Source organism: Rathayibacter sp. AY2B3, assembly GCF_002931755.1.
GTDB lineage: Bacteria > Actinomycetota > Actinomycetes > Actinomycetales > Microbacteriaceae > Rathayibacter.
On sequence record NZ_PSUG01000022.1, the window covers coordinates 26,551 to 39,206 of the forward strand.

Genomic DNA, 12,656 nt, shown 5'->3' on the forward strand with positions numbered 1-12,656 from the left:
GGCTAGCGGCTCAGGTCCGCGCGATCGGCGCCCTGCCCCTGGCCACGACCGCGCCGCGTCTGAGGGACGGTGCTCATCGGAGCCTTCGACGTCACCGCGGCGCTGGGCGGGGTGGCGTGCGCGCTGTCGGCGCTCATCCGCGCCTCGATGACGTGCGGGGGGACTCCCTTGGCTTCCATCGCCTGAATGGTCGACTGTCGACGCTCGGCACTGTCGTAAGCGATCTCTCCGGCCTCACGCGACGCTGACGCGCGCGGATCCGTCGCGGGCGGCGCCGACTCCGTGGACGGGCCTCCGGTGCCCTGTGCGGCCTCCTGGCGCTCTGCGGGGGCGTCGTCGCGGAAGAGCTGTGCCTGAGCGCGCGCGTCGGAGGCCAGCTCGCGCAGCTCGTCAGGAGTCGCGTTGGCGGTGCCACCGGCGGCCGCGTCGCGGTCGTAGTCGCTCGCGCGCGCTTCGAGCTGCGCAGCCATCTCCGCGCGCCCGTTGTCGACGTCGGACGCACCGGGGGTTTCTCGAGCGGCCTCCTGGTTGCGGGCGTCGTTCGCGCGGTCGAGGCGGTCGGCTTCCGCGATCAGTAGTTGTGCCTCCGTAACCTCCGCTCCCGCTCGAGCACGCTCGGGAGCTACCGTGTCCTTCCACTCCTCGACCAGCGCGGCTCGTGCAGCAGCGACGGCCGCGGGGTCCGCAGTGCGGAACTCTCCGTCGTTCCAGTCGATCGACGTCTGCACGCGGTAGTCCTGGAACCCGGCCGGGTCGGTGTCGCGCTTCCACTCCTCGGCCGCGGAGAGTTCGAGGGTGCCGGCGTCGCCCGCGAGCGCCGCGCGGTAGTCGGTGATCAGAGCGCGCTCCGCGTTCACGTCCGGCTCTGCGCGGCCGCGTATGTCCATGGTGAGACGGTCGTCGTCGTGGCGGTGGTAGTGCTCCGGCGCGGAGTTGGTGGCCCATTCCCTCGCCCGGTCCAGCTCCGACTTCGCCTGACCGGCGGCGTCGCGCAGCACGGCGGTGTCGACGCCGTAGCGCTCGAACACTTCGCGCTGAACGACGGCCGACGCGCGCTCCGCGATCGGGTCGTGGTTCTTCCACGCCTGCGCCGTCTCCGCGACCTTCGAGATGTCTTGGATGCTCGCCTTCTCCCACCAGTCGGGCCGGTCCACGACCTGCAACGTTGCGCGTGCAGCGCCGCGCTCGGCGTCGAAACGGGCCGACAGCTCGCGCGCCTGCGCGGCGGAGCGTGCCTGCGCGTCGCGGGCCAGCTCCTCGCGCAGCCGGGCGAACTTCTCGCCCATCTGCATCGCGATCGTCAACGCGATCCGGACGTTCTGACCGACCTCCTGGCCTACCTCGTCGTCGTCACTCATGACTTCCTCCCCTTGCCTTGGTGAATCGTCTATCGGCCACGGTCGCCGCGGTCCTGGTCAGGTCCCTGCCGAGACTGTCGGGCGCGGTCCGCGAGCATCGCTTCCTCGCGCTCCCGGTCAGCCTTGGTGAGCTTCGTGGGCACGGGACTGCCCGACCCGAAGTTGGTCTGGGACAGCCGGCGAACGTCTTTGAGCTCCTCCGGGAGCGCCTGCCAGGCCCGCTCGTTCTCCGCGACCTTCTCGGCCTTCACGACGCCCTGGTAGCCATCGCGAACAGCGGACAACTGACCCCGCAACGTCTGTGACAGCTCGCGCATCCGTCGCGCATCACCGGCTGCCTTGTGAGCCGACGCGACCGCGTGCGTCAAGCGCGCGAACTGGTTCAGCAGCAGCAGCTCCGCGGCTGCATTCTTCTTGTTCCCCGCCGCGGCCATGATCAGTGCGGAGTACGCCGCCGTCGAGGGCATCATCGCGGGCCGCGGGCGCGTCTCGTGCGCCCGAAGGTGCGCCGAGCGGGCGAGCGATCGCGCAGCGTCAGCGAGCGGTCCCGGGGTGGGCTCCATTCGACGGGACCACGCCGCGTAGGCGCCGGCCGTCTCGCGAGCGACGTGCGCCCACGTGGCCTTGTCGGAGGGGTCCACGGACCTGATGTAGTCGTGCAGACGGTCCATGTCCGCGGCGTACGCCTCGAACAGCTCGGGGGCCGGCTCTGCCGTCTCCCGGCCAGGGTTGACCGGCGTGTACTTCCAGGGATTCTTTGCTGTCGCGCGCCATTCGGACGCCGCATCCGACGCCGACTCCGGCTGGTCCGGCCAGCCCTTCCGTAGCTCCGGCAACGTCAGGTCGCGCGCGAGCCGGCCGCCGCCGTGCCAGATCGCCTTCTCACCGTTCGTCGGCCGCAGCGCGACCGAATAGCCGGCGATCACATCATCACGGCCCGTCGCGAAACGAGGCCGCACCAGCACCCCGCCCTGACGCAGACGGCGAACGAACTCGCTCTCATCCTGCGACGCGGACGAGGCCGCGCGCACCGCGCGCTCGAGGCGCTGCATGTCCGGCTCGACGTGCCCGCGACGTGCAGCGGACTCACGCGCTCCCGGCCGCACACCGCGCTCCGGGAACTCGCGCTCCGGCGCCTGGTAGACCTGCAACCCGTACTCGCGCTCCAGCTCACGGCTGATCGTCTGCGACCGCTCGTAGTCCTTGTGCACCGACGCTTTCGTGCCGTCCTCGCGCACCAGCGACACGGCGATGTGCACGTGGTCGTTGCCGTGCTTCGACAGGCCATGACGCACCGCGACCCACCGGCAATCGGCCTTGCCGATGTCCTCGCCAGCGAAGCCCATCCGCTGCACGAAGTCGGTCGAGATTCGGCCCCACTGCTCGTCTGTGAGCTGGCCCTCCTCCGCCGCCAGCGACAGCGAGCAATGCCACACATCCGCCGCCACGCGATCCTTCACGATCGCACCGGCCGAGTCCCGAACCGCCTCGCCGTTCTCGTCGGTGCGCACCTTGTTGCGCGTCACCTCGACGCCGAACAGCTCCCGCGGTCGGTCCAGATCCGCAGCGATCGCCGCAGCCGCAGCGCCATCCAGAATCTCATGCCCGTACTCAGCCATGATCGCGGAATCCCCCGCGATCAGGTGCTGCTCCTCGTGCTCGTTCGTCTTACCGGGACCAACGAGGTAGCCCATCAGTCCACGCATGCGCGTGCCGCGCGTGATGTTCGTTCTCACCGTCCACCGAGCCGGTCTGCCGTCGCCTCGATCAGGCGTCGCACCCGCCGGTACTCCTCCGCAGCCTCAACAGCCTCGGCCGGGAACTGGCCCGTGCTGTTCGCGAACCGCGCGAGCTGGTTCATGTTGTCCGACGTCTTCTGCAACAGCTTCGACGCCCGGAACAGCTCAGCAACCACCAACCGCCACTCCGTGTCCGTGCGCACCTGGGCGTTCATCGCGGACTCGAACAGCAGCCGCGGCACCGTCACTTCCAGCACCTCGGCACGGGCGCGCAGGTGCGCGTCCTCCTCGGGCGTGACCGACACCTCGTACCGCTTCGACCGCGCAGCGACACCCGGCACGTTCGCGCGGCGGCGCCGGCCGAACAACCGACCCTCTCGTGACGACTCCGACACGACCCTCACCGTCCTTCCGGCCCAGCGCAGCGAACCCGCCCCCAGGCGGGGACCATACGACCAGTATGCGCCGACCCGGCCGCGCAGCGGAAGGGGCGCGAGCGGTTTACCACGGGTAAACCTATAGCTTGCTCCACAAACCATCTTCGCACCGAGCGCGACTTGGGTGTAACTCGGGTCCGAAGGACACCCGAGCGTCTCGGCTGGCGAAGCCGAACCCGAGACGCTTGAGTCCGCGCCTTCCGCATGACGGCGGCGGCGGCTAGCCTTTCCGCATGAGCGACCACACGAGGAACCCTGACGACGCCGCCGACGCCGCCCGCCGACTGCTCGAACAGAGCGTCGAGAAGCGCGTCGAGGCGGTCCGCACGATCGTCTCCGCAGCCAACGACACCGACACCGCACGCGCCGCCCTCAGCGACGCGCAGAACCGACACAGCAAGGCGTGGGCGGACGCCCTCGCCGCCGGATGGTCGGAGAAGGAACTCCGCGCAGCAGGAGTGCCGCGACCCGAGCAGACTCGCGCTCGCGTCACCCGCGCGCGACGCACAACGTCGGCGGAGGGAATTCCCGCCGATTCGACCGAGAGCGACAGCTCTGCGTCCATCGAGAACGCTGCATGACCGACGACGAGTCCTCCGCGCTCCACGGTCAGGTCCGCGCCTGGGCGGAAGGGTCCAACCCGCTCGCGGCCGCCGTCGAACTGCTGATCCGATCGGGCCTCGTGTACGCCGGAGCACCGTGGGTGAAGACCGACAACGCCTGGCACACGAGCGCAATCGACTTCGACCGCCTCGGCTACGAAATCGGAGCGCTCAGCGGAGGCGAACAGCGCGTCGCGCGGATCGCGTCGTCGCTCGGTCAGGGTGTCCCTGTCGACCTCCGCGAGGACGTCGCCGGGCTCGACCTCGAACACACGCGACTGGTCCTCGCGGCGATCGCGCACGCCGCCGGACTCGGAGAGCCCGGCACGACGATCCAGACCGTCGACGGAGTGCCGACAATCGTCCCCCATGACGCTCTGGCGTCGTGGCCGAACGAGTAGGTCGATCGCGCACGACGACCGCCCTCGTCGAGTAGCAAGCCCCCGCTCGAGCAGTCACGCTCGCGGGGGCTTCTGCCTTCCCGCGACGTGCGCGCAGGCTGCGGTCCGGCCGTCCATCCGACGCTTCACTCTTGCCTGCGCCGGCCGACCGTCAAGAGCGCTGCGCGTCCCTCCGGGATGCCCCTCCGGGGCACTCCTGACGGCCACCCGCCTCCGGCATCGCGCCGCTTATCGGATGGATGGCCTCAGAGAATGCTCCCCTCGGGAAGAGTTCCGATCAGCGGCCCCTGCCGGACGCTCACCGGAGCGCTACATCGCGTAGGTGATGACGACGGATGAGAGCTTCCGCGACGTTCACGTCCACCGACGACGTGTGCACGGCCCTCCTCGCCTTCGTCGGTTCGATCGCCGCCGGCGGACACTCCGAGTCGATCGCTATTCCCGCGCTGCGCGTGGATGGGCAGGTCATGGAAGTACGGATGACGGTGAACGCCAACAGCGCGTTCGTCGTCGTCCCAGTCGATGCCGACGCGCAAGACGAGCGCGCCCTTCTGGCAGCCTCAAAGTCGGTAGTCAGCGAGCTGCGCAAGCGAAGCGCGGCCAGCCGTCAGGATGCCGAGCGGCGCTGACAGGAGTTGCTCGACTCGCTCCGCTCACGCTCACCGTCTCGGCACTTCGTGTCTAAAGTGGCGGTGCGGTTGAGAAGTGGGGACCTCGACGCCGCGCGCGGCAGACCGACGAGGGGTCGTCGGTGTCGCTCTGCTCTCGGCCGCGTCACACAGCGCGGCCGAGAGCACCACTCGCCGGCTGCTGCTCAGGGCCGTCAACCCTCCTCCCGTGGGCACAGTCGGCACCTATGGTCGGGCATGTACGGAGTGCCGTTCGCTCCGGCCCCAGTGCTCCCGGCTCGGATGCGGCTCGGCCCCTGAGCCGGGAGTAGCGGCCCGGCCCCGCGTCGGGGGATGCCGGGTCGGGCCGCTTCCCAGGGGAAGAAGCCGCACCCGAGCGAAACGACACCAGGCGTAACGTGCGGTGGTTATGCTCCGCGCATGATCGACTTCAGCTCCGCCGAGATGGCGACAGTCGAGTACGTCGAGGACCAGTGGCGCCTCACGATTCTCGACGGGACCGGCACCACGTTGGCCGAGACCGGGCTTCCGCTTTTCGGCCCCGAGAACTTCTTCGTTCGCGCCAGCTCTGACCGGCCGGCGGGCCTGGATTACGTGGGGCCGTTCTTGAACAAGCGCGGCCTGTACTACACCCAGTGGACCGGTCGCGGCCGAGACGGATGGAGCACACAGCTCCACTACTGACGAGCACACGTTGCGCGGGCAGACGTCCAGGATGATGAGCACATGTCGCGCAACACTGAGCCGTTGGCCGGTCAAATGGTCTGGCTCGTCCGCTGGATCCAATCGCGTGACGGCTGGTCGCACGAGACCATCAGCGGCGCTTTTCAGGAGCGCACCGACACGTGCTGGCGCGTCTGGGTGAACGAGGAGCTGCGCGAACTTCCCTCACAGGACTGGTCCCCCTACAAGCCGTGACGCCGACGGTGGTCCACGCTCAGCTGTGGTCAGTGACGGATCGCGGAAGCGCGCCAGCCTTCGTCCTTGACCCAGCGGAACCCAATCCAGCAAGTCTGCGGCTCCGGCGCGTCTGCGGCCGCGTCCAGGGCGACCCGAAACGTGGCAGGTGTCGCGCCGTCGATGATCGTGAACTCCGAATCGCGGTCCGCGAGCGCCCCGCACGCATCGCGCAAGCCTGCACTGTCTGACTCGGTGTTCGCGGGAAGAAGCTTCGCGATCGCCGGATCATCGTTCAACACGGGCACGAGCTCGTACACCAGCTCCTGGCCACTCCCCGACGGCGGCACCGCTCCCGACGTCGAGTCATCGAGCGACCCGACCGCAAACATGAAGACAGCGACGACGCCGGCCAGCACCGACGTCAGCAGAACGAGTAGGACCACGGTGACGCCACGATGGTGCCGCGGCGGTGAAGGAAGATCCTCCGCCTCGTCGTACGCCCCCACCGCTTCCCCTCCGCCGACAGGTCCTCCCGACCCCGGCTCACCAGAGATACCAGACCTGAACGACCAACCATCACGCACTATCCCCATCGCCCTCCCCCGTTTGGCTGATGCTCGGCAGATCACTCAGGAACCGATGTGTATGATTCCGCATGGATTGAGCGGGGACCTGGACCGCCGATCTTTGGCTTGTGACGCGAGAGCGCCAAGCCCGCCGGCGGGGGTGCGCCGACCCGAACGGCGCGCCCTCAGCCGCGCCACGATGCCAAGCTCGGTTCATCAGCTCGATGGCGTGGCGTCCGATCGGCGTCAGGTCGACCACGACTCGTCTTGGCGTGGCCGTGCCGGCCTGCCAGGGTCATGGCCATGGAGATCACAGATGATGTCGAGCGGGCCGAATGGCTTGGGCTGCGCATGCAGCGAGAGCGAAGCTGGGCACGAGTCGGCTCGGTCGCCGGATACGGGTTCGAGGCGTACGCCCGTGTCCTTCACCCTCGACCTGACGGCGATGACATTTGGGAACGCCAGCGGTGGGCGGACGTTGCTGCTACTGCCGGCAAGGTCATGCACCCGCTCGTCCAGTGGGAACGGCTCCTAGGCAGGGACGAGCCGCGCGGCGGCACAAGTGACGTCGGACGACTCGATCCGCAAGTACTCGCCGCCCTCGCACCCATCCTCAGTTCGGCGACCACTACGCCCGGCGATGCGCTCGCGGCGTACTGGGTCGGTGGGACCGGCCAGAACCTCCTCGGCAGGCCGGTCAGCATTGACCGATACGACTACATACTGGCCGCCACGAGCATGGCGGAGCTTGCCGAACCCGGATGGGGTCCCGAGATTGGCCTCCGCGGCGAGGAAGCGCCGCAACTACTCTGGCCTGAAGATCACGCCTGGGTGCTCGCCACCGAGATCGACTGGGACTCCACCATCGTCGCCGGCTCGCACACGCTCGTAAGCGCGATCCTCACTGACGGCCGATTCGAGGCCTTCCCCGTCGATGAGGACTCCGACCTGTCGTGGAACGGTGACACGATCAACCGTCCCAAAGTCCAGGAACCGTCCTAGGAGAGCGCGAAGGACAGCGATCGCGACGTCAGTGAGTGATTGAGGCCGCCTGCCATCCGCTCCGAGTTCGAGTCGTCGCATCGTTCTACGGTGCAAGCGACGCCTACCGATCGGGAGGCCGAAGGTACGCGGACAGGGTGAAGGCGGGCGGCCCATGGGTCACCCGCCTTCACCCTCGCGGACGCGGAGCGCCTCTTGCGGTGACCCTACGGAGCCAGGATGTAGGACATGCCCACGACGTCCTGCACAGTTCGCGTGTTGTAGACGCCAGGTCCGGCGGCACCGTTCATCTCGGTGATGTTGATGTAGAGGCCGTCAGCGCGCTGCTCGACGGAATCGACCCAGGCGACGTGACCGTAGGTGGGGTCCGCCCCCTGCACGCCGGGCTCGAAGACGACGATGCTGCGAGCCTGAGCATCCAGGACGGTAGTCCAGCCGTTCGCGGCGGCGCTGGTGTCCCAGTCGAGGGCGTTGCCGTAGATGGCGGGACGCAGCCCGGTCGCCTCGAAGAACTTTTCCTTCGCACCCCATGTGCACTGACCGGCAGCGCCGCTGTTCGCTCCCTCGGTAACGCCAGTGGCGCGGCCGGAGTCAGCGACGGCGGTGGTTGTCTGAGTTGTGGTGTCCGCGAAGGCCGGCGCGGCGCCCACGATCGGGACTGCGACGGTGAGTGATGCTGCGAGCAGGCCCGCAGCGATGCGGGACCGGCGGAAGCCGTGTCCCGGGTGGTTCTGACGGTTGGCCGAGCTGGTGTCGAATTCGTTGCTCGTGCTGGTGCGCATGATGTACTCCTTCGTCTCTTCTTGCTTCCCTTGAACACCCTCCACGCTGCCACTCATACGGCTCCCATCACCGAAATGGAGGAAGCGGCCACGTAGCGCCCACCTCCCACCCAGGCGCGAAGCAGCGCCCGCCACGCACTGCGAGCGACCGCACCGGAGGGTGACGGGGGCTCCGTCTAGCTGAGGTACACCCCAACCGGACGTCAGGCACCATGGCCGAAGCGCGTCCGAATAGGGCCGTGTCGGACCTTGTCTGACACTTGCCCCTGCGGCTCTTAGACTTCAACTGGACAAGTAGGGGTCGGAGGCGGCATGTCGGGTCAGAGGGTCGGGTACGTGCGGGTGAGCACGTTGGATCAGAGCACGGTGCGCCAGCTCGACGGCCTGACGCTGGATCGGGTGTTCGAGGACAAGGCCTCCGGCAAGGACGTGAACCGTCCGCAGCTCGAAGAGATGATCGGGTTCGTCCGCGACGGAGACACGGTGCTCGTGCACTCGATGGACCGGCTCGCAAGGAACCTAGAAGACCTCCGCCGGCTCGTGCGCCGACTGACGGACAAGAAGGTCCGGGTCGAGTTCGTCAAGGAACAGCTCACCTTCACTGGTGAGGACAGCGCGATGGCGAACCTGCTGCTGAACATGATGGGCGCGTTCGCAGAGTTCGAACGCGAACTCATTCGGGAGCGTCAACGCGAGGGCATCGCTTTGGCCAAGCAGCGCGGCGTCTACCGAGGCCGCGCCCGCTCGCTTACCCTCGCGCAGGTCGCGGAGCTGCGCGAGCGGGCTGGTGCCGGCGTGCCGAAGACGACGTTGGCAAAGAAATATGGCATCAGCCGGGAGACGGTGTACGCCTACCTTCGCGCCTCGACATCGGCGCTACAAGCGTCTGAAGAGTGACGGGGCGCTGACATGGTGAGCACTGTCGGAGTCGTTCATGGCGCGGGAGGAAGCTGATGACAACACAGATGTTCCCTGGCGAGATCGGGTCGATGCCGGAATTGGGTTCGTCCGCGATTGCGACGTTCCGGCCCGCAACAGAGCTTCCGACTCCTGTGCGGTTTGTCGACGGCTTCGATCTCTTCGTTCAGTTCCTGCAACGCCATGGCGTGGACCCAGAGAGCCTTGCTGGTGACGTGTCGGGAGTGTGGCTCTTCCTGGCCAAGCATCCGACCGCCTTGACGACGCCAGAGATTGCCGACGCCGCAGCCCGGTTCGTCGGGAACGTGATCGCGGTGGTGCATCCCGCGGCGACCTGGCGAGTCACCAACGAGCCGGAAATCGGGACGAACGTCCGCTCCATTCCGGTCGCCGCCCTCGTGCGAACCATGGTGCAGCGTCCCGAGCAGCGGGAACCGTTCCTCGAGATGCTGTCCACCTGGGATCAAGAAGACCTCGACGACCGCGAAATCACCGCGCTCGCTCACGATGTCACTCCACCGCCGTTCACGGTTCCACCGGTTCCGTTCCAACGCGCCGCCTTCCCTCCCATCGAGTTCCGCGACGACAACGGCCACGTCATCGAATACGGGCAGCGCTGGCCCGACCACCACCCACCTGACGACGCGTACTCCCGCGTCTCCCACCCAGAACGCTTCGCACCCCTACGCCATGACGTCGACGCCCTGGCCGACTACCTCCACCGCTGGTACTCCGTCGACGTCCGCCACCTCGACCACGACGGGACACAGCAGATCCGGTTGCAGCCTCGCGCCGGAACCCCGATCACCGTCACTGCAACCGACGAATCAGTCCAAGTGGAAGCAGGCGTCTTCTTCCGCGCCACCCTGCCGAACTGCTCCTGCGATGCCTGCGACGAATCAGCAGAAACCGCCGCCGACCGCCTCGAAGAAGCCGTCCTTTCCATCGCCGCGGGCGGCTTCCGCGAGACGTACCCCCTCGGAAGTCGCCGGTGGCTGCACACCCAGCTCCACGCCGTTGACGGCAGCGGCTACACCGGCAGCAGTGGCGCCCCCGACAGAGACCTCACCACCGACGACCTCGAACACGCCACCACGACCCTGCGCCAACTCGACAACGGCTGGTGGCCCGCCTGGCCCCTCCGCACCCCCAACTCGCCAGACCGAACAGGCGACGACGAAACGACGAACGACCGAACCTGACGAGCGGCTCCAACTGCTTCGTTAGACGCCCCGCCACCTGGCTCCCCACCGGACGGGTCGCCACCACCCGTCCTCTGAACCCACGTTCGCGTACGAATCGCATGGCTAGCCTGGCTGAGTGGACTTCATCGGGTTGGCGCCCCAGCACTTTGACACCGCGCTCGGCACGGTACTGACCACAGCCGTGCAGGCGCAGGGCTGGAGCGCACAGAAGGTAGCCGTGTTCGCACGGCTCCGACCGCGCACCGTCCGACGCATCCTGACCGGCAAAACCTCGGCCGGCACCGTACAACTGCACCGCCTCCTGCAAGTCCTGCAACTCGACCATGACGCCACGATGCGCACCGTCTACATCGAAGCGCGAGTCGCGCAGCTGGCCGCGGACACCGAAGCAGCCGAGGACCGCGACCGCCCCCGGGACATGCTCGGATGATGACCGGCAACGACCTCGCCGTTCTTCTCAACCCCTTCGTCATCACCGGGGTCGTCGTCCTCGTCGCGATGATCCTCGGTGGGCCGTGGCTGCGCGAGCGGTACATCTTCCGCGAGCTCAACCGCGACACCGGCGTCACCCGACACCAGCCCACCGCCCTTTTCACCCCAGGCCGGGCCGGCAATCCGCCGCTGGTGTATTTCCTGGAACTGCACTACGCCGAACGCCTCGACACAGTGCTGATGCTGCACCGCGTCGGCGCCATCGCGAGCCTCCACGACGGCTCCATGACCATGCACGACCGCGCCGGACGCCTCCTCACCCACCTCAGCGCGCTCGACGTCGCCTACTATCGCCGCCTCAACGACACAGCCCCGCAACCACCCAACCCGGGATAGACAAGCCGGCCTGGCGCTCGGCCTTCCCTGCCCCGTTTCACGCCCCCTCAGCGGAATCACCACCGGACAGGTCTAACGAGACGGCCCCGCCCGCGCCACGCCGCGGCGGCGCACGCAACTCGCGTGCGACCGGTTGACGACCCCCTACCGGACGCTGGATAGCAGTGGGTAGTTTTACCGTCCGGACGACGATCCCCATATGGGACGCCGTTCTACCTTGCGTTGCGCAACCGCAGACGATCGACGGTGACGCCGACCGCGACGGTGACTGCGGCGGCGACCAAGCCCCATCCGAGCCCGAGCGTGTATGTTCCCCTGCTCGGGTCAGCCCAGTTCTCGATCTCCGGGCGTCTGGCGAAAGCAGCAGCGTTGAGCTGGGTTGCCACGAAGGCGACAACAAGAGTCACCAGCGCAAACACCACCAGCGAAGCCAGAACCCACATCAGGAGCTGCCGACGTCGACTCCGCGCGTTCCCCGGAACAGTCATGTGCTGAGCGTACGAACTGGACCGCCGTGGCGCACTAGCCGCGGTGCAAAACGTCAACGATCAACCGGTCATCCTCCGTCTCTCGACGAAGGAGCAGGGCGTCCGGTGGTCGATCCCGATACGGGACGCGCGCCAGCACTGTGATACCTCGCGCCACGGTGACCGAACGACGTCGGAACCGACGAGGATCCGAGGCGTGAAGAACAGCAGTGACGGTGAGCACTACCTCCTCCTCAGGACAGCCCTCTGGGCAGACGCCACCGACGTCGTTGGAATCTATGGCAGCGAGCAGCGCGCTCGGGAAGCAGCAGGTTCCTCTACGGGACCCGATCAGTGGACGCTCGAGGAGTGGAGAGGAGACGTGCGCCGCAGCAGTCTCCAGCTCCAGGCCGCTACGCGCTCACGCTGACGCAATGGAGTTGCACGGCTACAGTCACGAAGGAGGGTCGCGATGCGGCGACCGCTGGGGAGGTCGCTGTGGGCGAATCGAATGATGGCCGCTTCAAGAAGCTGCCCGATCGGATCGAGCCGGCTCAGCAGACCGTGAGCGTCCCGGCCAGCGAAGACGACTCCACGACGCCACCGCAACCGCCGGCCGGCGTTCCTGACCTCGTGATCGCGACTCGCGTGGCGGACGCCGCCACGATGACCGGCCTTCTCCGCCGTACGGCGGGGCGCGTTGCACTGACGGTCGTCGTCGTCGCGGCCGGCCTCGTCACCGTCCTCGCCGCGCTCAACCTGCGCCTGTAACCAGACCGATCAGCCGTGAGCGAGGACGGCGCGTCCGACAGCGGCGCCTCT

Annotated in this window: 17 protein-coding genes; 11 read left to right on the plus strand and 6 right to left on the minus strand. The window is 67.8% G+C overall.

What is annotated here, in order from left to right:
• Positions 1-2: 2 nt before the first annotated feature.
• Genes C5C24_RS09030 through C5C24_RS09040 form a run of 3 tightly spaced genes read right to left on the minus strand, consistent with a single transcriptional unit; the run spans position 3 to position 3,465 of the window.
• Complete coding sequence (locus C5C24_RS09030) at positions 3-1,358, minus strand: hypothetical protein (RefSeq protein ID WP_104227101.1); 1,356 nt, start codon at positions 1,356-1,358, stop codon at positions 3-5.
• 29 nt (positions 1,359-1,387) lie between these two features.
• A complete protein-coding gene (locus C5C24_RS09035) occupies positions 1,388-3,094 on the minus strand; it encodes a relaxase/mobilization nuclease domain-containing protein (protein ID WP_146079000.1) in 1,707 nt (568 codons plus the stop codon).
• Entirely contained in the window at positions 3,091-3,465 is a 375-nt protein-coding gene (locus tag C5C24_RS09040) for a plasmid mobilization relaxosome protein MobC (RefSeq protein WP_258062948.1), read from the minus strand. The genes C5C24_RS09035 and C5C24_RS09040 overlap by 4 nt, the downstream gene beginning before the upstream one ends.
• 302 nt (positions 3,466-3,767) lie before the next feature.
• On the opposite strand from C5C24_RS09040, the gene C5C24_RS09045 reads away from it, so the two are divergent.
• From C5C24_RS09045 to C5C24_RS09065, 5 genes are all read left to right on the plus strand, one after another.
• The gene (locus C5C24_RS09045; RefSeq protein WP_104227099.1) at positions 3,768-4,115 is read left to right on the plus strand and encodes a hypothetical protein; all 348 of its coding nucleotides are present in this window, start codon (positions 3,768-3,770) and stop codon (positions 4,113-4,115) included.
• Entirely contained in the window at positions 4,112-4,537 is a 426-nt protein-coding gene (locus C5C24_RS09050; protein ID WP_104227098.1) for a hypothetical protein, read from the plus strand. Before C5C24_RS09045 ends, C5C24_RS09050 begins: the two co-directional genes overlap by 4 nt.
• 335 nt (positions 4,538-4,872) lie before the next feature.
• A complete protein-coding gene (locus tag C5C24_RS09055; RefSeq protein WP_104227097.1) occupies positions 4,873-5,166 on the plus strand; it encodes a hypothetical protein in 294 nt (97 codons plus the stop codon).
• Positions 5,167-5,586: 420 nt separating this feature from the next.
• Positions 5,587-5,850 carry a hypothetical protein gene (locus C5C24_RS09060; RefSeq protein ID WP_104227096.1) on the plus strand — a complete coding sequence of 88 codons (264 nt, stop codon included), beginning with the start codon at positions 5,587-5,589 and terminating at the stop codon, positions 5,848-5,850.
• A gap of 42 nt (positions 5,851-5,892) precedes the next feature.
• Positions 5,893-6,084, plus strand: a complete 192-nt coding sequence (locus C5C24_RS09065; protein ID WP_104227095.1) for a hypothetical protein — start codon at positions 5,893-5,895, stop codon at positions 6,082-6,084.
• 29 nt (positions 6,085-6,113) lie between these two features.
• On the opposite strand, the gene C5C24_RS09070 is transcribed toward C5C24_RS09065, so the two are convergent.
• Positions 6,114-6,572, minus strand: coding sequence for a hypothetical protein (locus tag C5C24_RS09070; RefSeq protein ID WP_104227094.1), 459 nt, complete (start codon positions 6,570-6,572; stop codon positions 6,114-6,116).
• A gap of 363 nt (positions 6,573-6,935) precedes the next feature.
• Between C5C24_RS09070 and C5C24_RS09075 the strand changes: the two genes are divergently transcribed.
• Positions 6,936-7,634, plus strand: coding sequence for a hypothetical protein (locus C5C24_RS09075; protein ID WP_146078502.1), 699 nt, complete (start codon positions 6,936-6,938; stop codon positions 7,632-7,634).
• Positions 7,635-7,840: 206 nt separating this feature from the next.
• On the opposite strand, the gene C5C24_RS09080 is transcribed toward C5C24_RS09075, so the two are convergent.
• Entirely contained in the window at positions 7,841-8,416 is a 576-nt protein-coding gene (locus tag C5C24_RS09080; protein WP_219812207.1) for a CHAP domain-containing protein, read from the minus strand.
• Positions 8,417-8,728: 312 nt separating this feature from the next.
• On the opposite strand from C5C24_RS09080, the gene C5C24_RS09085 reads away from it, so the two are divergent.
• From C5C24_RS09085 to C5C24_RS09100, 4 genes are all read left to right on the plus strand, one after another.
• Positions 8,729-9,313 carry a recombinase family protein gene (locus tag C5C24_RS09085; RefSeq protein WP_104227091.1) on the plus strand — a complete coding sequence of 195 codons (585 nt, stop codon included), beginning with the start codon at positions 8,729-8,731 and terminating at the stop codon, positions 9,311-9,313.
• Between the two features lie 56 nt (positions 9,314-9,369).
• Entirely contained in the window at positions 9,370-10,536 is a 1,167-nt protein-coding gene (locus C5C24_RS09090) for a DUF6226 family protein (protein WP_104227090.1), read from the plus strand.
• 118 nt (positions 10,537-10,654) lie between these two features.
• Positions 10,655-10,969 carry a helix-turn-helix domain-containing protein gene (locus C5C24_RS09095; RefSeq protein WP_104227089.1) on the plus strand — a complete coding sequence of 105 codons (315 nt, stop codon included), beginning with the start codon at positions 10,655-10,657 and terminating at the stop codon, positions 10,967-10,969.
• On the plus strand, positions 10,969-11,367 hold the full coding sequence (locus C5C24_RS09100; protein ID WP_104227088.1) for a hypothetical protein: 399 nt from the start codon (positions 10,969-10,971) through the stop codon (positions 11,365-11,367). Before C5C24_RS09095 ends, C5C24_RS09100 begins: the two co-directional genes overlap by 1 nt.
• Before the next feature lie 212 nt (positions 11,368-11,579).
• Here the strand turns inward: C5C24_RS09100 and C5C24_RS09105 are convergent, their stop codons facing one another.
• Positions 11,580-11,855, minus strand: a complete 276-nt coding sequence (locus tag C5C24_RS09105; protein ID WP_146078850.1) for a hypothetical protein — start codon at positions 11,853-11,855, stop codon at positions 11,580-11,582.
• 477 nt (positions 11,856-12,332) lie between these two features.
• Between C5C24_RS09105 and C5C24_RS09110 the strand changes: the two genes are divergently transcribed.
• The gene (locus C5C24_RS09110) at positions 12,333-12,605 is read left to right on the plus strand and encodes a hypothetical protein (RefSeq protein ID WP_104227086.1); all 273 of its coding nucleotides are present in this window, start codon (positions 12,333-12,335) and stop codon (positions 12,603-12,605) included.
• Positions 12,606-12,656: the final 51 nt, after the last annotated feature.